General features: G+C 55.9%; 18 protein-coding genes. 11 read left to right on the top strand and 7 right to left on the bottom strand.

From position 1 onward, the window contains the following. Position 1 precedes the first annotated feature (1 nt). Positions 2-1582, bottom strand: a complete 1581-nt coding sequence (locus H6F75_RS06800; protein ID WP_190750505.1) for a metallophosphoesterase — start codon at positions 1580-1582, stop codon at positions 2-4. A 202-nt stretch (positions 1583-1784) separates the two neighbouring features. Between H6F75_RS06800 and H6F75_RS06795 the strand changes: the two genes are divergently transcribed. Then, positions 1785-2417 carry a DUF721 domain-containing protein gene (locus H6F75_RS06795; protein WP_190750504.1) on the top strand — a complete coding sequence of 211 codons (633 nt, stop codon included), beginning with the start codon at positions 1785-1787 and terminating at the stop codon, positions 2415-2417. Here H6F75_RS06795 and lipB read toward each other — a convergent pair. Next, on the bottom strand, positions 2386-3069 hold the full coding sequence (gene lipB, locus H6F75_RS06790) for a lipoyl(octanoyl) transferase LipB (RefSeq protein ID WP_190750503.1): 684 nt from the start codon (positions 3067-3069) through the stop codon (positions 2386-2388). The genes H6F75_RS06795 and lipB overlap by 32 nt on opposite strands. A gap of 153 nt (positions 3070-3222) precedes the next feature. On the opposite strand from lipB, the gene raiA reads away from it, so the two are divergent. Continuing rightward, complete coding sequence (raiA, locus tag H6F75_RS06785) at positions 3223-3870, top strand: ribosome-associated translation inhibitor RaiA (RefSeq protein WP_190750502.1); 648 nt, start codon at positions 3223-3225, stop codon at positions 3868-3870. A gap of 151 nt (positions 3871-4021) precedes the next feature. Here raiA and grxC read toward each other — a convergent pair whose 3' ends face one another. Together grxC and radA are read right to left on the bottom strand one after the other, a co-directional pair. Then, entirely contained in the window at positions 4022-4291 is a 270-nt protein-coding gene (gene grxC / locus H6F75_RS06780; protein ID WP_190750500.1) for a glutaredoxin 3, read from the bottom strand. Between the two features lie 191 nt (positions 4292-4482). After that, positions 4483-6003, bottom strand: coding sequence for a DNA repair protein RadA (radA, locus tag H6F75_RS06775; RefSeq protein WP_190750497.1), 1521 nt, complete (start codon positions 6001-6003; stop codon positions 4483-4485). Between the two features lie 293 nt (positions 6004-6296). Here radA and rpaB point away from each other — a divergent pair, with 293 nt between their 5' ends. From rpaB to H6F75_RS06730, 9 genes are all read left to right on the top strand, one after another. Next, positions 6297-7025, top strand: coding sequence for a response regulator transcription factor RpaB (gene rpaB / locus H6F75_RS06770; protein WP_026072530.1), 729 nt, complete (start codon positions 6297-6299; stop codon positions 7023-7025). A gap of 51 nt (positions 7026-7076) precedes the next feature. Then, a complete protein-coding gene (gene plsX, locus H6F75_RS06765) occupies positions 7077-8111 on the top strand; it encodes a phosphate acyltransferase PlsX (protein ID WP_190750494.1) in 1035 nt (344 codons plus the stop codon). 15 nt (positions 8112-8126) lie between these two features. Continuing rightward, positions 8127-9110, top strand: coding sequence for a beta-ketoacyl-ACP synthase III (locus H6F75_RS06760; protein ID WP_190750626.1), 984 nt, complete (start codon positions 8127-8129; stop codon positions 9108-9110). Positions 9111-9330: 220 nt separating this feature from the next. Further along, the gene (gene fabD / locus H6F75_RS06755) at positions 9331-10218 is read left to right on the top strand and encodes an ACP S-malonyltransferase (protein WP_190750492.1); all 888 of its coding nucleotides are present in this window, start codon (positions 9331-9333) and stop codon (positions 10216-10218) included. Positions 10219-10283: 65 nt separating this feature from the next. Beyond that, a complete protein-coding gene (locus tag H6F75_RS06750; RefSeq protein WP_190750624.1) occupies positions 10284-10922 on the top strand; it encodes a lysophospholipid acyltransferase family protein in 639 nt (212 codons plus the stop codon). Positions 10923-11018: 96 nt separating this feature from the next. Next, the gene (locus H6F75_RS06745; RefSeq protein ID WP_190627503.1) at positions 11019-11324 is read left to right on the top strand and encodes a DUF2288 domain-containing protein; all 306 of its coding nucleotides are present in this window, start codon (positions 11019-11021) and stop codon (positions 11322-11324) included. Next, the gene (locus H6F75_RS06740; protein ID WP_190750490.1) at positions 11314-12399 is read left to right on the top strand and encodes an AI-2E family transporter; all 1086 of its coding nucleotides are present in this window, start codon (positions 11314-11316) and stop codon (positions 12397-12399) included. The genes H6F75_RS06745 and H6F75_RS06740 overlap by 11 nt, the downstream gene beginning before the upstream one ends. Before the next feature lie 92 nt (positions 12400-12491). Next, positions 12492-13490: a homogentisate phytyltransferase gene (locus tag H6F75_RS06735; protein WP_190750488.1), complete on the top strand. Its 999-nt coding sequence runs from the start codon at positions 12492-12494 to the stop codon at positions 13488-13490. Positions 13491-13524: 34 nt separating this feature from the next. Beyond that, positions 13525-14676 (top strand): geranylgeranyl reductase family protein, encoded by a 1152-nt coding sequence (locus H6F75_RS06730; RefSeq protein WP_190750486.1) that lies wholly within the window; start codon positions 13525-13527, stop codon positions 14674-14676. A gap of 99 nt (positions 14677-14775) precedes the next feature. On the opposite strand, the gene H6F75_RS06725 is transcribed toward H6F75_RS06730, so the two are convergent. The 3 genes from H6F75_RS06725 to H6F75_RS06715 form a co-directional block, all read right to left on the bottom strand. Then, positions 14776-15996 carry a type II secretion system F family protein gene (locus tag H6F75_RS06725; protein WP_190750484.1) on the bottom strand — a complete coding sequence of 407 codons (1221 nt, stop codon included), beginning with the start codon at positions 15994-15996 and terminating at the stop codon, positions 14776-14778. A 250-nt stretch (positions 15997-16246) separates the two neighbouring features. After that, a complete protein-coding gene (locus H6F75_RS06720; RefSeq protein ID WP_190750482.1) occupies positions 16247-17371 on the bottom strand; it encodes a type IV pilus twitching motility protein PilT in 1125 nt (374 codons plus the stop codon). A gap of 144 nt (positions 17372-17515) precedes the next feature. Further along, positions 17516-19519: a GspE/PulE family protein gene (locus tag H6F75_RS06715; RefSeq protein ID WP_190750481.1), complete on the bottom strand. Its 2004-nt coding sequence runs from the start codon at positions 19517-19519 to the stop codon at positions 17516-17518. Positions 19520-19781: the final 262 nt, after the last annotated feature.

The raw sequence follows: 19781 nt of genomic DNA, 5'->3' as shown, positions 1-19781 counted from the left end.
CTTACTCCAGCACCAGCGGATCCAGCGCGTAGTCCTCCCAGTTTTGGTGCGATCGCTCCGAAATATGGGGCGTCACAATGAATTTGGGCATCTCATCCTGGGTGACATCGATGCGCACAAAGGAGTAAGGCCGCCGCCGCTCGGCTTTATGGCCGGTTAGGCCCTTATACAACTGCGATTTTGCCACCAGCTTAAACTCCATTTGCCCATCGGGGTCGGCCCCCAGGGGTTCGTAGAGCATGGTGCCCTCCGGCCGTTGCCGTCGCAGGCTCAGACCGCTGCCGCCGCAGACTAAATAGTTCATGTGGCTGTCAGCGTAGCCCGTGGCCTCGGTTTTGAGATATTCAAAACAGTGAGCGTGGCCGTTGAGCACCAGGTTGACCGAGGGGCGATGTGCGCTGATTTCAGGCACCGCTGCCGCCACCTGGTCAAGCACCCAGCGCAGGTTTTGGCGAATCGCCATCGTCTGCCCCTGGCCCCACTTAGTGGTCTCAGTGACGTAGGGGGGGTGGTGAAAGAAAAGAATGCGCCCCCGCACTGCCTTGTCCTGCCAAGAGGCAATTAGCCCGTCCCGCAGCCACAGCAGCTGCTCAGTATCGACCAGAGTAGTGGGTCGAGGGTGCACCTGCTTTTCAATATCGAGCAGCACTTCCTCCATCTGCTCTATCTTGGCCTGCAGGTCGTCTAAGCGCTCCTGGGCGTGGGGATCAGTGCGTTGCAGGTGCATGGCTTCGTCGCGCACCTCCTGCTGCTGGCGCTGAATCGCCTCTCGCTGAGCCAACAACCGGCCCCGATAAGCCGCATTTGAAGCCCGCTGGGGCGACAGGGCTGGGTCGTTAAAGGTGCTGCTGTCGAGGGCAAAAAAATCGATGCCGCCGTAGCGAAAGGTGTAGTAACGATTGGGCAGCCGGGTAAACTGCCCTGGCTGGTAGCGCAGCCCCAGGGTTGTCTCGCCCCAGGGACCATAGTGGCGCTCGAGGTGAGCGTCTAGATCTTCATCCGATAGCGTTTTTAAGTAGTCTAAAAAAGCGCGGGCATAGGCATCGCCGATTCCAGAACCGTGCCAGCCGACGTTTGGATTGAGGTTAAGCCCCAGCAGCTTGCGCACGGGACGGGTCAGCTGCACCAAAATGCTGTAGAGCGTGGGCAAGTTGTAATAGTCGTGGTTGCCCGGTACCGCCAAAAATGGAAACTGAAACACCATATCGTCAAAGGCGATGCGTTCGGGGCGATCGCCCCCCACCAGCCACTCCCGGTAGGGCTTGATGAAATTTTCTGGATATTGCTCACTGGAGCCCACCTGATACACCACATCGCCCGTGTGCAGCAAAAAGCGGCAGTCTTGCAGGTGGGGCAGCATTTGCTTGGCAATGCGCCGCTGGGGGTGATGGTCGGGGTGAGGGCCAGAGCCGCTATCGCCAATCACCAAAAACGAAAATTCTCTATCGTCGCTGCGACCATCCTCCAAAATCAATCGCGTCTGGTCGATGCGGCGCTGCATTAACATCGGGTGCTGCCAGCAAACCCGCTCCTTCATTTTGGCGACTTTGGTCAAAATGGGCGGGTCAAGAATGGAAGCCATGGGTCAGGAGTGAATTTCTGCGACGATTGAGAGCTGGCCCCAAAGCGAAAGGCCCTCATTTAGAGTAATCTGTGTTTCCTAAAATTGCCGAACCTCCTATGCAGCAGCGGCCATCATTTGGCACGGGCAGGCTAAGCTAAATCCATTCTGGGTAGAGCGAGCAGGTGACGAGATCGGCAGCGCTCTCCTCTATAGAAATTTGGTGGTCATTCCCCCTAAACAACAGCGCAACCTGCGATCGCCCATGCCCCTCGACTCTATTAACAACGTCATTCACCAGTTTGAACAGCAGCCTCGCTGGCGTGGTCGAGGCCAGTTTCGCCAGGTGCTCAACAGCTGGGCTGCCGTTGTGGGCGACGGGGTAGCTCGCCAGGCCGCCCCCGTGCGGCTCGATCAAGACGTGCTGCACGTGGCGGTAGTCAACCCGATGTGGGCCCAAACCCTGACCTTGGAGCGGCGGCGAATTCTAGCCAAGCTCAACGATCGCCTCCATCTCAACCTCAGCGACATTCGCTTTTCGAGCGGCGACTGGTATCGGCGAAATAAATCGGCTCAGCCGGGCAAAACGGCGGCGGCGGCCTTAGAACTACCTGATTGGCTGCGGCAGCATCCCAGCTATGAGCCCCGAGCGATCCCGCGATCGCCCCAGCGGCCAGAAACAGCCGAAGAGAGCTTTGAGCGTTGGGCCGACCTGACCCAACAGCTGGCGGCCCAGCAGCCCCTCTGCCCCCAGTGTCAGTGCCACTGCCCCACGGGGGAACTCAAGCGCTGGGGACGGTGCAGCATTTGCGCCGTCAAAGGGCTCAAAGGCCCAGTTGGGCGACATTCTGTATGACGGGCTTAACCCCAAACACCTGAGCAAAGCAAGTGACCACGACGGGTCGCACCGACTCCACCGTAATGCCTGGGCAAAACTGGGCCAGGCTGCCCACCGATTTGTCGGCAATGCCGCAGGGCACGATCGCCTGAAACCCGGACAGATCAGGGCAGACATTGAGCGCAAAGCCGTGCATCGTCACCCAGCGGCTGACCTTAATGCCGATCGCCGCCAGCTTGGTGTTGCCCACCCACACGCCGGTTAGTCCGGCTTGTCGCCCGGCGCTCACCCCAAACTGGGCCAAAGTTTGAATCAGCACTTCCTCAAGCTGGCGCAGATACCAGTGCAAATCGGGCTGGTGCTGCTTCAGGTTGAGAATGGGGTAGCCCACTAGCTGACCGGGGCAGTGGTGAGTGACCTCGCCCCCCCGCTCAGTGCGAAACAGAGGATAGGGCAATTCCTCAGCCGAAAGTTTGAGGTAGTCTAGGGTTGAGCCCTGACCCAAGGTGTAGACACCCGGATGCTCGACAAGCAGCAGGCGATCGGGTTGAGGATGCTCGCGGTGACGTTGTACCAGGGTCTTTTGCAGTGTCCAAGCTGCGGCAAAAGGCATGACCCCCAGCTCGTAAATATCGCAACGGGGCATTGCTTCCCCGTGGTTTTGATTCATTCCTGTCAAGCGTAAATCAGCGGGAATAGCCCATTTTTCCTGGGTTTTGCAATCAAGAATTATCAACCCATGCAAAGGATTCTAACGGACGCTGTTGTGCAGAATACAAGGTGTTAGGGTGAAACCAAGCCGACGTATCAAGGAGTCCGCTTTATGAAGCTGGTAATCCATGGCAGAAATATTGAGATCACAGACGCGATTCGGGAGCATGTAGAGCAAAAAATCCTCAAGGCGGTGAGTCACTTCAAACACCTCACCAACGAGGTCGATGTCCACCTATCCGTAGCCAAAAACCCCAGAATTGGAGCCAATCAGGCCGCTGAAGTTACCCTATTCGTAGACGGAGCCGTTGTTAGAGCCGAAGAAAGCAGCGAGAACCTCTACGCCAGCATCGACTTGGTAGCCGACAAAATTAGCCGCCAGCTGCGCAAGTTCAAAGAAAAGCGCAACACCCGCATGCAGGGCAGTTTGGGTAAAACGACTGAGGCTTACCTCAACGAAGCGCCATTGACCGATGTCACCCACGTGCTCAATACCAGCGAGCCCCAGCTTCCTGAAGAGGTAATTCGCACTAAGTACTTCGCGATGTCTCCTATGTCTGTGACAGATGCCTTGGAGCAGCTCGCGGTCATCGACCACGATTTCTACATGTTCCTCAACGCAGAAACCGAAGAAATCAACGTGATTTACGAGCGGAACCACGGTGGCTACGGGTTAATTCAACCTCGCAAGCCTAACCAAAACGGCCACCAGAACGGGCACAAAGCTCAGCAGGCCGCTGAAGCCACTATTCACAGCTAGCCCTGCGTGAATTGCACACCAACCAGAAGCCCCAGATTCCAAATAGGAGTCTGGGGCTTTCGTAATGGATAAACCTTAAGGTTTTGAGTGAGCCGTCTCAGGTGGCTGTCTTTCCGCAGAATAATTCTCAGGTTCTTTGCTGCCAGCGTTGCTAAGCAGGGGAACCACTTAGGAGAGGTTCTACGCCGCCCTTGGCATCTAGGGCAAAGAGGTCGTCGCAACCGCCCACGTGGTGGTCATTGATGAAAATCTGGGGGAGCGATCGCCGCCCGTCAGCTCGCTCAGACATTTTGTTGCGGGCCGCCTCATCGCCGTCAATGGCGTATTCGGTGTATTCAATACCTTTTTGGTCAAGCAATCGCTTAGCGCGAATGCAGAAGGGGCAGCTTCTCCAAGTGTAGATTTCGACGGTAGGGGTCATAGCGCGCACCTCCAGGGGCGGTATTTAAGGTTCTTTACATTATTTTAGTCTTCTCAGCACCTTCACCACGTCCACAGTTCGATAGGCATGCTTACAGGCTGGCGGTGGCATGCGGGGAGGTGAGGAGAGTTTACAAATTTTTTTCCCCCGTCTCCCCCATCTTCCCTATCTCCCTCACCTTAAAATTCACCTCACCCACTTCCCTTCAGCGCGTGGGCGATCGCATCCACCACCCGCGACACCTCCACAATCTCCAGCCCGTCTACTTTTACCAACTGCCCCTTGGGCACAATCGCCCGCTTAAAGCCCAGCTTCGCCGCCTCCTTCAGCCGCAGCTCTAGCTGCGAAATCGGTCGCACCTGACCACCTAGGCCCACTTCGCCAATCAGCACGAGTTCTGGATCGACGAGGCGATCGCGAAAGCTGGCCACCACCGAGATCGCGATGCCGAGATCCGCCGCCGGTTCCCCCACCGCCAGCCCGCCAGACGATGCCACGTAGGCATCCAGCTTAGATAGGGGAATGCCCACCCGCTTCTCTAGCACCGCCAAGATTTGCAGCAGCCGGTTGTACTCGACCCCTGTAGTCGACCGCCGGGGTGAGCTATAGCTGGTGGGGCTGACCAGTGACTGCAGCTCCACCACCAAGGGCCGAGTGCCCTCGCAGGCGACGATGGTGGCGATGCCTGGCACCTGCTCATCGCGATTGCCCAAAAATAGCGCCGAGGGGTTGCTGATCTCCGCCAGGCCGCGATCGACCATTTCAAACACACCCAGCTCGTGGGTGGCCCCAAACCGATTTTTCACCGATCGCAGCAGTCGGTGGCTGGCGAAGCGATCGCCCTCAAAGTACAGCACCGTATCGACTAGGTGCTCCAGCACTTTGGGACCGGCGATCGCCCCCTCCTTGGTCACGTGACCCACGATAAACAGTGAAATATTCGCTCGCTTCGCCAACTGCATTAGCGCCGACGTGCATTCCCGCACCTGCGACACCGAACCAGGGGCCGAGGTCAGCGCCGCATAGTACAACGCCTGAATACTGTCGATAATCGCCACCGTCGGTTTCAGCGACTCCAGCTCCATCAGAATCGTCTCTAAGTCAATCTCCGGCAGCAAAAACAACTGCGAATCCACCGCCTCCACCCCAGCAGACTCAAACTCCTCAAACTCCGCCTCTTCTTTTTCTTCCCTCTTCTTTCTTCCCTTGCCTCCCCTACTCCCTACCCCATCACCCCCATTACCCTCCACCTTCCCCACCGGCCCCAGCCGCTGCCACCGCAGCTTCACCTGCTGTCCCGACTCCTCTGCACACACGTACAGCACCCGCTGCCGTGACGCTAGCTGATTCGCCACCTGGAGCAGCAGGGTAGATTTGCCAATGCCGGGATCACCCCCCAGCAGCACCAGTGACCCCGGTACAATGCCGCCGCCCAGCACTCGGTCGAGTTCCCCATAGCCCGAAGGCAGTCGCGCCTGGGGATGGTCTTGAATTTGATTTAGGGTCATGGCCAAGCGCGGCTGGCTGACCTTAGCCGTCGTCGGCCCACCCCGGCTACGCCCCAGAGCAGAGGCCCGAGCGGTCGTCTCCTTAGCGGGCTGAGCCTGCTCTACCAAAGCATTCCAGCTGTTGCACACGGGGCAGCGGCCAAAGTACTGGGGCGACTCAGCTCCGCATTCGTTGCAGACAAAAATTGAACGAGATTTAGCCATAACTACCCCTGCCCTGCCGATTATCCAGGGCGATACTTGGCTCTAAAACACGACCGCTACTGCGCAATAAACCTTAAAAAAGCCTGAAGCACAGATGTTCCACGCATGCGGCATGAATCAATACACATAGAATAATCAAACGTTGTAGGTTCTGCTTTGGCAACGTTTGAGGGCATTGCTTTGCCCGTAGCCACGGTTGTTTAGCTCAATCAACTAATTAGCTTTCAAAAGTTAATCATTAAACGTTGCGATTGTTTATAGAATATGACGTTATGTAGGGAGCCTTGAAAGCCTTGGAAAACAACAAAGAAAAAATTCTAGTGGTCGACGATGAGGCCAGCATTCGGCGAATTCTTGAGACCCGCCTATCGATGATCGGCTATGACGTCGTCACCGCCGCCGATGGCGAAGAGGCCCTAGAAACCTTTCGCAACGCCGCTCCTGACCTGGTTGTGCTCGATGTGATGATGCCTAAGCTCGACGGCTACGGCGTCTGCCAAGAGCTCCGCAAAGAGTCTGATATTCCTATTATTATGCTCACTGCCCTGGGGGATGTGGCCGATCGCATCACCGGTTTAGAACTCGGGGCCGACGATTACGTCGTCAAACCCTTCTCGCCCAAAGAGCTAGAGGCCCGCATTCGCTCCGTACTGCGCCGGGTCGACAAAACCGGCATGACCGGCATTCCTAGCTCCGGCGTCATCTCTGTCAACACCATTCGCATCGACACCAACAAGCGCCAGGTGTACAAGGGCGACGAGCGCATTCGCCTGACCGGCATGGAGTTTAGCCTGCTAGAGCTGCTGGTCAGCCGCTCCGGGGAGCCCTTCTCGCGCTCCGAAATTTTGCAGGAAGTGTGGGGCTACACCCCCGAGCGCCACGTCGATACCCGCGTGGTCGATGTGCATATTTCTCGCCTGCGGGCTAAGCTCGAAGACGACCCTAGCAACCCAGAGCTGATTCTCACCGCTCGAGGTACCGGCTACCTGTTTCAGCGCATAGTGGAGCCCGGCGAAGAATAGTCGGTAGGGTAGTCTGCTAGAATTTCCTCAGGTTTTTAACAGATTTAGCAGATGGGTTTTAACCGGGCACGCATTGCTATTGATGCCATGGGGGGAGATTTTGCCCCAGGCGAAATCGTTGCAGGTGCCATTCGCGCCAAGGCTGAGCTAGATGTCGATGTCGCCCTGGTCGGCGATATCGAGCAGATCAAAGCATCTACCGCCAGTCCGGAGCATCTGGTGGGCATTGAGCTAGTGCCCGCCGAGGGCAGCATCGAAATGCACGAAGAGCCGCTGAGCGCCCTGCGCAAAAAGCCCCAAGCCTCGATCAACGTGGCCATGGATTTGGTCAAGCGTAACGAGGCCGATGCGGTCGTATCGGCGGGGCACTCCGGGGCAGCGATGGCTGCCGCCCTGCTGCGGTTGGGGCGGCTGAAGGGCATTGATCGACCGGCGATCGGAGCCGTATTTCCCACTGTAGTTGCCAACAAATCGGTGCTGATTTTAGACGTGGGGGCCAACGTCGACTGCCGCCCCAAGTATCTAGAACAGTTCGCCATCATGGGCACCATCTATTCCCGCTATGTGCTGGGAGTCGACAACCCCCGTGTAGGGCTAATCAACATTGGCGAAGAGCCCTGCAAAGGCAACGACTTGGCCTTAAAGGCTCACCAACTGTTTGAAGAAAACCCCAACATTCCCTTTGCGGGGAATGCTGAGGGGCGCGATATTCTCTCGGGCCAGTTTGATGTGGTGGTCTGCGATGGTTTCGTGGGCAACGTGCTGCTCAAGTTTGCCGAGGCAGTGGGTGAATCGGTACTGCAAATTTTGCGAGAAGAGCTGCCTCAGGGCGTTCGCGGCAAGATTGGAGCGTCTATTCTTAAGCCCAACCTGCGCCGCATTAAGCAGCGGGTCGACCACGCCGAGCATGGTGGCGGCCTATTACTGGGTGTAGCTGGGGTGACGGTGATCAGCCACGGCAGCTCCCAGGCACCCTCGGTGTTTAACGCTATTCGGCTGGCCAAAGAGGCGGTCGACAACCGCGTTCAAGACCGGATTCAGGCCCAGTACCAGCGGGTGGCCATCCCCGCAGCAGACGGAGAATAACCCGTGGAACAGTTCATGCCCGGTGTGTCACTGGTGGGCAGTGGTTCAGCCTGCCTAACCGTACAACTCACCAACGACGATCTAAGCCAGCGCGTTGACACCTCCGATGACTGGATTGCGACTCGCACCGGCATTCGTCAGCGCCATGTAGCAGCTCCTCAGGACTCACTTGCGTCTCTGGCTGCGGAGGCCGCCCGCAATGCCTTAGCCATGGCCGCAGTGAGCGCCGAAGAGGTCGATTTAATTGTGCTGGCTACCTCTACCCCCGACGATCTATTTGGGACGGCCTGTCAGGTGCAGAGGGCGCTGGGGGCAACTCGCGCCGTGGCTTTTGACCTCACCGCCGCTTGCTCTGGGTTTGTGTTTGCCCTGGTGACGGCCGCCCAATACATTCGCACCGGGGTGTTTAAGAACGTGGTGGTGATTGGGGCCGACGTGCTCTCTCGCTGGACAGACTGGGACGATCGCACCACCTGCGTGCTGTTTGGCGACGGGGCTGGGGCCGTGGTGCTGCGGGCGGCTGAGCGCGATCGCCTGCTTGGCTTTGAGCTGTGCAGTGATGGCTCCTTAAATCACTGCCTGAACCTGGCTTACCAACCTGAATCCGATGTTCTGGTTGGAGACATCACCGTTCAGAAAGGCACCTTCGCCCCCATCACCATGAATGGACGCGAAGTCTATAAGTTCGCCGTCAACCGCGTCCCCGAAGTGATCGAAAAAGCTCTCTTCCGCGCCAACCTCACCACCGCCGATATCAATTGGCTGGTGCTCCACCAGGCCAACCAGCGCATTCTCGACGCCGTGGCCGATCGCCTAGACGTGCCCGCTGAGCGCGTGGTTAGCAACATGGCTCATCACGGCAACACCTCCGCCGCCTCTATCCCTATTGCCCTCGACGAAGCCGTGCGGGCCGGGAAAATAAAAGCTGAAGATGTGATTGCTACCGCTGGTTTTGGGGCGGGGCTGACCTGGGGCTCGGCCATCATTCAGTGGGGCTAGACAATCGGGCCAGTTGCTGTTGCCAAGTAGATAGTCGACTTGGGTTTCCCCTCACTCTCGCTCTCCTTCCCACGGCGGTTTCAGTGAGCATTTTGTGAGACAGTATCTTGTGTAGTTCTGGCAGCGCTGATGGCTTTGCAAGCCGTTCCTGATGATGGGATGGGGCAAAGCAGGTATTGGGGCTGGCCGCGATCGCCACGCAAGTCGGGAAGGTAGAGGTATGACAAACGCAGCATGGGTATTTCCTGGGCAGGGTTCCCAGGCGATCGGCATGGGGACAGACCTGGCCACCGTGGCCCTAGCCCAAGCGCGCTTTGCCGAAGCTGAGGCTGTCCTGGGCTGGGCGGTGCTCGATGTGGTTCAAGACGCTGACGATAAGGTTTCGAACACTCTCTATACCCAGCCTTGTCTATACGTCATCGAAAGCATTCTGGTTGATTTGCTCAAGGAGCAGGGCCATCAGCCAGCGGTCGTGGCCGGTCACAGCCTGGGAGAATACGTTGCCCTCTACGCCGCTGAAGTCTTTGACTTTGCCACCGGGCTGACCCTAGTGCAATGTCGTGCCGAGTTAATGGCCCAAGCCTCTGACGGCATGATGGCCGCCCTGCTGGGCTTCGACGCTGATGAGCTAGCCGCCAAGATTGAGGCCACCCCAGGCGTGGTGCTCGCCAATGACAATAACCCTGGTCAGGTAGTGATCTCAGGCACGCCGGAGGCCGTCACCACCGTGATGGAAGGTGTGAAGGCCAAGCGAGCCGTGAAGCTCAATGTTAGCGGAGCTTTCCACTCGCCGCTGATGGCTGATGCCGCCGCAACATTTCAGGAAGTTTTAGAACCAATCCCCTTTGCCACTGCTCAAGTGCCGGTGCTCTCCAACGTAGACCCTACCCCCTCCACTGACGGCTCGGTGTTGAAGCAGCGGCTAATCCAGCAGATGACAGGCTCTGTGCGCTGGCGCGAGATTACTTTGGCGTTGCCAGAACTAGGCATTGACACAGTAGTCGAAGTGGGGCCGGGGAACGTGCTCACCGGGTTGACCAAGCGCACCTGCAAAGAACTCGCGCTGGTCAACGTAGGTAATCTGGAGCAGGTCGCCAGTGCAGGCTGAGCCTCGCGCGACAGTCCAGTCTTCCAGGCAAAGGGACTTTGATGGTTTTACAGAATAGGCCCGAGATGAGCCGCGATCGCGAACCCCCCGTTAACCTGCTGTGGTACCACCTGTTCAAATGGTCGGTGGTCAGTCCTATGCTGGGCCTATATTTTCGGGGCCGAGTCTACGGTACAGATCAGGTGCCCAAAACCGGGGGACTGGTGGTAGTCGCCAACCACGCTAGCGACTTTGACCCACCGCTGCTCTCTGCTGCCGTGCGCCGCCCCGTCTCTTACATGGCCAAGGAAGAGCTGTTTAAAGTGCCCGTGCTCAGCCAGGCCATTCGCCTCTACGGGGCCTACCCAGTGAAGCGGGGCAGCGCCGATCGCAGCGCCATTCGCGAAGCCCTCAAGCAGCTGGAGCAGGGCTGGGCGGTGGGCATTTTTCTCCAGGGCACTCGCACCCCCGATGGCCGCATTCCTGAGCCTAAAATCGGCGCGGCGCTGATTGCGGCCAAAGCTCAGGTGCCGCTGCTGCCCGTCAGCCTTTGGGGCACCCAGCGCATTTTTACTAAAGGATCTTCTATACCCCGCCCCACTCCCCTTACGATTCGCATTGGTGCCCCGATCGCCCCACCCCCCTCCACGGCCCGCGAAGGGTTAGAGGTAATCACCGCTCAGTGCGCCGCCGAGGTTCACCGCCTCCACGACCTTGGCCGCTAATCCCCTCACCTACCCATCCACCCACTCCCCACCCCTCCACCCCCATCCCGTCCCATCTGGTAGCCTGTAAAAGTTCGCGATCGCACTGGCCAAGCCATGTCCCAAGACCTCAAACAAGAACTTACCGATATGCTGGCCCCCGCCGACTGGGCTTGGATCAGCCCCCACGCTAATCGGGGGGCGGTGGTGGTGGTGGATCGCCAGCTAGATTTAGTCGAGGTGGGAGTGGCGATCGCCACCGACAATACCGCCGCCGTCAACCGTTGGATTGCCGAAGCTCTTATCACCAAGCCCTCACCCTTACAGCTAGAAGTGTGGGATCAAGCCGCTAAAAAGCAGTTTCAGTCGTTGATTGTGCAACCTTTCGTGCTCGTGCAAGAAGCCCCAGTCCATGAAAACTGAGGAATCCCAGGAAGAAACTGCCCCAGGAGCGTCGCCTCGGAGCAAAGATAGTATCTGGGCCGCTTTAGGCACCAGCACTCTAGTGCGGTTCTTGCTGTTGTTTGCCAGCGGTTGGGCCACTATTCAGCTGTTGGCCTACTTTGAAGTACTAATAGTAGTGTTTGTTACCGCTACTATTTTGGCGTTTTTGCTCAACCATCCGGTCACCTGGCTCAGCCGATGGCTACCCCGCGGGGTAGCGGCGATCGCTGTATTTCTCACTTGCTTGGCCATTATTGTTGGCCTCTCCCTCACCTTGGGCATGGCGGTGTTATCCCAAGGGCAGCAGCTTTCTGCCAGCGTACAAAACTTTTCCGATTCAGTCATACCCTGGCTGAGCAGCGCCGAAGAACTGTTAGAAACGCTGAATCTGCCCGTCGATTTGCAGGGTCTAGAGCCTCAGCTACAAAACCAGGCCGTAGCCATTCTCACAACTGGGCTAGGGCTTCTGCAATCAACCCTGGCCAATCTGGTCCTCGCCATTCTCGTTGCAGTCGTCACTTTATTTATGATGCTGGATGGGGCCAAAATTTGGTGGTGGTTGCTCAATAACCTGCCCATTCGCAATAAAGTGCGCTTCAACACCGTGATTCAGCACAATTTGCTGAGTTTCTTTTGGGGCCGGCTGCTGCTGGCTGTGTTTTCTATCACCTCCACCTTTGCGGTCTTTGCCTTTTTGGGCATGCCCTTTCCGCTGGTGCTCGCCGTCATTGCCGGGTTATTTAATTTGATTCCAGGCATTGGGGCAACCATGGGGATCAGCATTGTATCCTTGCTGCTGCTATCCCAGGGGGTATGGTTAGCCATCCAAGCCGTTGTCGTTTGCGTTGCGGTAGAACAGATTGAAGAAAATCTGCTGCTGCCCTACATCATGAAAGATTCTTTAGATATTAATCCCGTGGTCATGTTCTTTGCCTTGATTGTAGGGGCTACGGTAGCCGGAGTTTTGGGTCTCTTTCTAGCGGTGCCGGTGGCCGGGGTAATCGTCACCTGGCTGGATATCGAAGCGATGCGAGGGAAACCCGTTCAAGACTGAGAAAATCGGCCCAGCCCAGTTAGAGTAGGCCAATAAATAGGCCATCAGCCGATAAGCTAGAACACTGAACCCCTGGCGATAAGATTTAATTTATGACCAACGCTGCCCCACCGAATTCCTCTATGCCCCAGGGGAAGCGGCTGCGCTTTACCCAGTCCCCTCGTTCTTGGCTCTACGCCCTTTGGAAATTCTGGCGGCCTCACACCGTCATTGGCACTAGTCTCAGCGTGGTGGGCATTGCCGCCATCGTTCTGGCTGATCTAGGTTTCGAAAACCTCGCATCCTTCCAGCCTCTGCTGGGTCTAGTCGGAATTGCTGTGGCAGCCTGTCTGCTAGGCAATCTCTACATTGTTGGCCTCAATCAGCTGGAGGATATTGCGATCGATCGCATCAACAAACCCCACCTGCCCCTGGCTGCCGGAGAATTTTCCGTTGCTGATGGCCGCTGGATTGTTGGCTTAGCAGGCCTAGGGGCCATGGGTTTAGCGGTCGTAGGCGGTCCTTGGTTGCTGGCGACGGTGGGCCTGAGCCTGATTATCGGCACTGCTTATTCACTGCCCCCGGCGCGGCTCAAACGGTTTCCGTTTTGGGCCTCAGTATGTATTTTGGCGGTGCGGGGCACCATTGTAAATTTGGGGTTATTTCTGCACTTTAGCGATCGCCTCAGTCTTCCCCTCACCATTCCTGGACGAGTTTGGGCGCTGACGGCATTTGTTCTGCTATTTAGCATTGCTATTGCGCTATTTAAAGATATTCCCGACATTGAGGGCGATCGCCGCTACGGCATCAGCACTCTATCCTTAAAGCTGGGTCAGCGCACCGTGTTTAAGCTGGCGTTGAGTATTCTCACTGTCTGTTATCTGGGCATGGCGCTAGTCACCCCCTGGTTGGATGAGGTCAATCGGCCTTTCCTGGCAGGCTCGCACCTGTTAGTGCTAGCTTTCCTGTGGTGGATGAGCTTGCGGGTGCCCCACAGCGGCCAAAATGCCATGGCTCAAAGGAATCTGACCTATCCCGAGTTTTATCAGTTCATTTGGAAGCTGTTCTTCCTGCAATACCTAATGTTTCCCCTCGCCTGCTGGCTGGCCTAGAGCAAAGCAGCTTAGCGTAAAGGATAGTAAACCTATGTACGACTGCATTATTGTCGGTGCCGGACCCGCCGGATCCACTGCCGCCTACCACCTCAGCAAAGCAGGTCATCAAGTTCTGCTGCTCGATGCCGCCAAACTCCCTCGTTACAAACCCTGCGGCGGCGGTGTCTCGCCACAGGTAGCTCAGTGGTTTGACTTTGACTTTGCTCCTGCTATCTCTGTTAAGGTGCGCAAGGTTCGCTACACCTTCAATATGGCCGACCCCATTGAAGCCGAACTGCCTGCTGAAAAAGCGCTGTGGATGGTGCGGCGCGACGAGTTTGACTACTTCATTGTGCAACAGGCCCAAAAACAAGGGGCTACCCTTTGGGATGGCACCAAGGCCCAAAGCATCGAAAACCATGGGGATTTCTGGCAGGTCAACACTACTCAGGGCCCAGCTCAGGGACGTTTTTTAATTGCGGCAGACGGGGCACGCGGGTTAATGGCCAAATGGCTTGGCTTTTCCCAACGTCGGTATAAACTGGCCGCAGCTCTAGAAGCCGAGCCTCGCCTGGAAGTTCCCAGCGAGCCCGTAGTGCATTTTGACCTGGGCCTCATGCAGCAGGGCTACCTGTGGAATTTTCCTAAAGCCGATGGCTACTCCATTGGCGGGGGTGTCTTTCGCTCCGGGGCTCAGCGCAAGCAGGACCTACGAACTCCAGTTGGGGACTATGCTGCCGCCTTTGGCGTAAACGCCAGCACCGTACAGCACTTTGGCCATCCTATATTCATTTGGGACGGGTTCCAGGAGTTGCACACCCATCGAGCCGTGTTAGCAGGGGAAGCCGCCTGTGTAGTTGATCCATTCACTGCCGAGGGCATTCGCCCCTCCATCTTTAGCGGGCTTAAGGCCGCAGATGCGATCGCCCAGGCTCTTAAAGAAGACAGTGAACTCCCAGCCTCAAAGGGGCATCAAGCATTAGCAGACTACAGCCAGATAATGAACACAGAATGGGGCGAAGAGATGCGTTGGGCCAGACGCATAGCCCGCTTAGTCTACAGCGCACCAGCCTTGGCCTATCGTGCTGGGGTGAAACGTCCCTCTAGCACTCTAACCATGGTGAAGGTGTTCTGTGGTGAGGTCAGCTATGGCGAGGTGGCCCACAGAGCTATCCAGCGGCTCAGCAAAGGGCTATTGTCTTAGCTCTACTAAGCTGCTCAGCAAAACAGTGGCCAAGGCAAAGATGCCTTGGCCACTGTTTTGAGACAGTTGTCAACGATAGACCACAGGGGTCACTGGATCCTAACCAATCGCATCCATAATCTTGAACATTGGCAAGTACATCGATACCAGAATCGACCCTACCATGCCACCCAACACCACAATCATGATCGGCTCCATGATGCTGGTCAGAGCCTTCACAGCCTGTTCTACCTCGTCCTCATAGAAGTCAGCCACCTTCATTAGCATTGAGTCTAGTTCCCCAGTTTCTTCCCCAATACTAATCATCTGGATTGCCATACCGGGAAACACTGCGTGTTTTTGGAGTGCCAGACTAATCATCCCTCCCCCCTGTACATCCTTACGGGCCTCATCCACAGCCTCAGCAATCACCTGATTACCCGCCGTGTCCCGCACAATCTCCAGTGCAGTGAGAATAGGGACCCCAGACCTTGAAAGAGAACCAAAGGTGCGGCAAAACCGAGCAGTAGCCGTTTTTTGAATCAAGTCGCCAAACAGAGGCATCTTGAGAGACAAACGGTCAATCACTCGACGACCGTTGAGGGTGGCGTAGTATCGCCGGTAGGCAAATGTCAGCGCCGATATCGCCGCCACCATGAATACCCAGTTCAAGGGCTGGCGCAAAAACCGACTGATCATCATCATGATCTGAGTGAAAACTGGTAGGTCAGTCCCTAAGTCCTCAAACATATCAGCAAAGATCGGCAGCAAAAACACCGTCATGCCGACAAAGATTATCACCGCCAAGAATCCTACTGTTACCGGATAAGCCATAGCCGACTTAATCTGGTTTTGCAACCGGGCTAAATCCTCCAGTAGCTTGGCCAAACGGTTGAGGACTTCATCGAGTACGCCACCCACCTCGCCCGCTTGAATAAGCGCCACGTAGAGGTTGTCAAAACAGGCCGGGTGTTTACGCATAGCGTCAGATAGGTTAGTGCCCTGCTGCACGTCAGCGTTGATGGCCATCAGCGCCTTCTTGAGCTTTGGATTAGAGCAGTCGTCTGCCAGTACCCCCAACCCTCGCACTAGAGCAACACCAGCGTTAACTAGAGCAGCAAACTGACGGGAAAAGATTGCCTTATCCTTAACCGTCACCTTGGTCATGGAGGTTTTAATGCTCTCCAGGTCAATATTGAACCCGGATTCCTCCTTTATATCCATCACATAAAGGCCCTGATCTTTTAAGAGATTACGGGCCTCGTTAGGAGTCTCAGCGGAGATCCGCTCTTTGCGCTGGGCTCCGCTGGTATCGCGACCAATGGCAACGTAGGTAGGCATGGCTCTATTAGCTCAACGGCTTAAAAGTACTGCAATTATAGCGACGGGTCCAGCTTACCGAACCCGCTAAATCTACCCGAACTCACGTGGTGTGCGCCTTGCTCTAGCAACATGGTCACTTTAGTTCTAGGTCTAACCCTAAGTTAGTGACAGGCATAGAAAACTGTGCTTCCACTCTCTAGGTTAGGGCACCCAGTTCAAATTTTCCTGAGTGCCCAGTTTAGTTACATGGGGTTGTTTGCCTAGGGTTTTAATGGCGTCCAACCGCCGCCCCTTGACGAGCAGCAGCATTGGGTGCTGGCGCGCCTCCAATCAGCCGCTGCAGCTCATCCGGGCGGGAGGTCTTAGACATGGCAGCCTCAAAGGAAATTGTGCCCGCCTTATAGAGATCAGCTAAAACCTTTTCTAGGGTCTGCATCGCCAGTTTACCCCCGGTCTGGATAGCACCGTAGATTTGGGGGGTTTTACCTTCCCGAATCATGTTGGCGATCGCTGGGGTAATGACCATGATCTCTTGGGCCATAATGCGACCAAACTCGCCGGGCTTAGGATTGGCCTTAGGCACAAGAGTTTGGCTAAGTACCGCTACTAGCGAACCTGACAGCTGCACCCGAATCTGCTGCTGCTGCTCAGGAGGGAATACGTCGATCATGCGGTCAACGGTTTGGGCCGCTGAGCTGGTGTGTAGAGTACCAAAGACTAGGTGTCCCGTTTCTGCGGCCGAAATAGCCAGGGAAATGGTTTCGAGGTCTCGCATCTCACCGACTAGAATTACGTCGGGATCTTCCCGCAGGGCAGCACGCAGGGCATTGGCAAAACTCTTTGTGTCTTCCCCAATCTGGCGCTGGTGAATCAGGCTTTTGATAGGCTCATAGACAAACTCAATCGGGTCTTCAACGGTGAGAATGTGCTCGGGCCGCGTAAGGTTGATGTTGTTGATCATCGAAGCCAGAGTGGTTGACTTTCCAGAACCAGTGGGGCCGGTTACTAGAATTAAACCTCGGGGCTTCTCTGACAGTTCCCGCACGATGTTGGGCAACCCCAGTGCATCCATGCTCGGAATTTTGGAGCTCAGCGCTCGCAAACAGGCCGCGTAGGTACCTCGATCCTTATAGACGTTGACCCGAAAGCGGGCAAGTCCTTTTACGCCGTAGGAGCAATCCAGCTCCCAGGTTTGCTCCAGCTGTTTGCGCTGAGTATTGTTGAGCATGCTGAAGATCAGCCGCTGACAGGACTCGGCAGTCATCGGCTCGTGCTCGGTGGGAGTAAGTTTGCCGCTAATGCGGATATAAGGGGGCAAACCTGCGGAAAGGTGTAGGTCAGAGCCACCCCGCTCAATTACCTCTTCCATCAAGTCTTCGATCATCAATTCCATAGGGCTACCTCATGGGGTTTGAGAAACATCGAGAGAGTCTAGCGTTAGAAAAGCTTAGGCTAAGCCAATAAAACAGTTGGTGCCGTAGAGTCCGCTGCTGCTAACAAGATGCCCAATTTGAGACAACATCCTGTCAACTAGCTGCTAATCGTGGAAGCGGGGAGTGAGGCAGTAGAGACAGTCGAGCCAATCTTGCTGAAGATCAGCGGCGCAGCTAGCACAGGTTAGAGAAGCTTTACGCTTCGACTTAAGTTCTGCTTCTAAGCCTGTATCCGTAAAGGTTACTCGTTCCACTTCGTCTAGGGTGGTGTATCCCTGTCGCACCAAGTCTAAGCTGTAGGAAAGCAGAGTCTGCATACCTTCTTCTACCGCTGCCTCCTTGATCATTTCAGTGGGGGCTCCTTCAGAAATCAGCTTTTGCAGCCGCTCGGTGACCCGCAGCACTTCGTATACTCCGACTCGCCCCTTGTAGCCACCACCTTGACACTTTGGACAGAGAGTATTGTTATCTTTAGCTGCCACCAGTTCTTCTACGGTAAGGGTATTGGCCTTGTAGAAGGTGATGTCTGATTCAGAGGCAGAACTCAGACCAAAGTGAGCCAGGTCTTCAGGAGTCGGGCTGTAGGAAATGCGGCAATCAGTACACACTCGCCGCACTAGACGCTGAGCTAGTACCCCAATCAGGGCGCTAGAAACCATGAATGACTCTACTCCCATTTCGTCGAGGCGAGCGATCGCTCCAGCAGCGTCATTAGTGTGCAACGTGGTCAGCACCAAGTGCCCTGTCAAAGCGGCTTCAATGGCCGTCTTAGCCGTTTCGCGATCGCGGGTTTCACCCACCAGAATCACATCTGGATCCTGACGCAGAAAAGCACGCAAAATTGAGGCAAAATCCATGCCCTTTTCGCGAATTACCTGCACTTGAGTTAAACCAGGCAGCGTGTATTCGATCGGGTCTTCGGCAGTGCTGATGTTAATACCAGGGTCGTTCCGCTCAGACAGCACCGAGTAGAGAGTCGTTGTCTTTCCTGAGCCGGTCGGGCCGGTCACCAGCAGCAGGCCAAAGGGCCGAGAGGCCATCTCCTGCACAATGCGCAGAGAATCGGGGTCAGTAATCAGCTTATCTAGACCTAGCTGAGTCGCTGAGTTATCTAGAATTCGCAGCACCACTTTTTCGCCGCAGCGACTGGGCAGAGTGTTGACTCGAAAGTCAACTTTGCGCCCCTGGAACACCCGCCGAATACGACCATCCTGAGGTGCTCGGCGCTCAGCGATGTCTAGCTCGGCAATGATTTTAAAGCGGGCGGTAACCGCCGGGATAATCTTCTTGGGCATCTTCGGCAGCGCTTCCTTGAGCACCCCGTCCTTACGGAAGCGCACCCTCAGATATTCCTCTTGAGGCTCAATATGGATATCAGAAACGCCCTCTTGTAGAGCTTTGGCTAAAATTTTGTTGACTAAGGCAATGACCGGAGCCGCACCGGCATCCTTAAGGGCCATGCCCAAGTCCGCCTCTTCGTCGATAACATCTTCTAAGCTACCTGCGCCAAAGTCGAGCTCTTCCAGGCTAGTGTTAACGTCAACGGCGGCATCTAGTTCTTCTTTCTTCTGCTTAGCTACGGCATCATCTAGATAGGTAGACATCAGCCGCTGATAGTCTTCAACGGTAATGACCATGCGCCGAAGAGAGAGGCTCTGGGCCCGCAAAATACGGTTGAGGTCGTCCTGAGCCTCCAAATTCTCTGGGTCGACCATGGCAACGAGCACCGAAGGGGTCTCACCTTGATCCTTGGAAAGAGGCACCAAGCGGTGACGACGGCAGATATCAACCGGCACCAGGGTATCGATTAGCTGCCCAACTTGAGCTGGGGAGATATCGTTGAGTTCGGGATCGAGGGATTCAACCCCGTAAAGAATTTTGAGCTCAAAAAGCTGCTGTTTTTTGTACTGCCGCAGCAGTTCGGGAGATAGCTGTTGGCCGGTGAGCGACTCAAGCACATCAGTCAGCGACTGCCCGCTTTTGCGGCTCTCCGCCAAGGCCTTCTGCATCTGCTCAGAGTCAACATAGCCCGCTTGAATAAGCTTGTTGCCGAAGGGCGAAAAACTCCGCTGAAGTACTAGAGCTCGCCGGGAGGAGGAATTAGTCATACGCTGATGCCAAAGTGCTGGTGTGAAACAGGCTTAAACCCAATTGTATGCAGGCAGTATGCCCTGAACGGGGGGATATACCCCTAAGCTTGCCCGATCGCAAGCCTTACCCGTGTTGACCCCGTAGTGTCGATAATACCCTTATCTAATTTATCTGCACCACGGCAGGTCAATGGCTCGTCAATCTTTGGGAGCAAGGCAGAGCCTCAACCCACGGCAGTCAAACCCACATTCCGCGATAGAATTGAAAGCAGTGCTAAAG

This window comes from Nodosilinea sp. FACHB-131, assembly GCF_014695395.1.
Taxonomy (GTDB): Bacteria; Cyanobacteriota; Cyanobacteriia; order Phormidesmidales; family Phormidesmidaceae; genus Nodosilinea.
The sequence above is the reverse complement of the archived record's forward strand: the minus strand, read 5'-3'. Positions and strand labels throughout refer to the sequence as shown.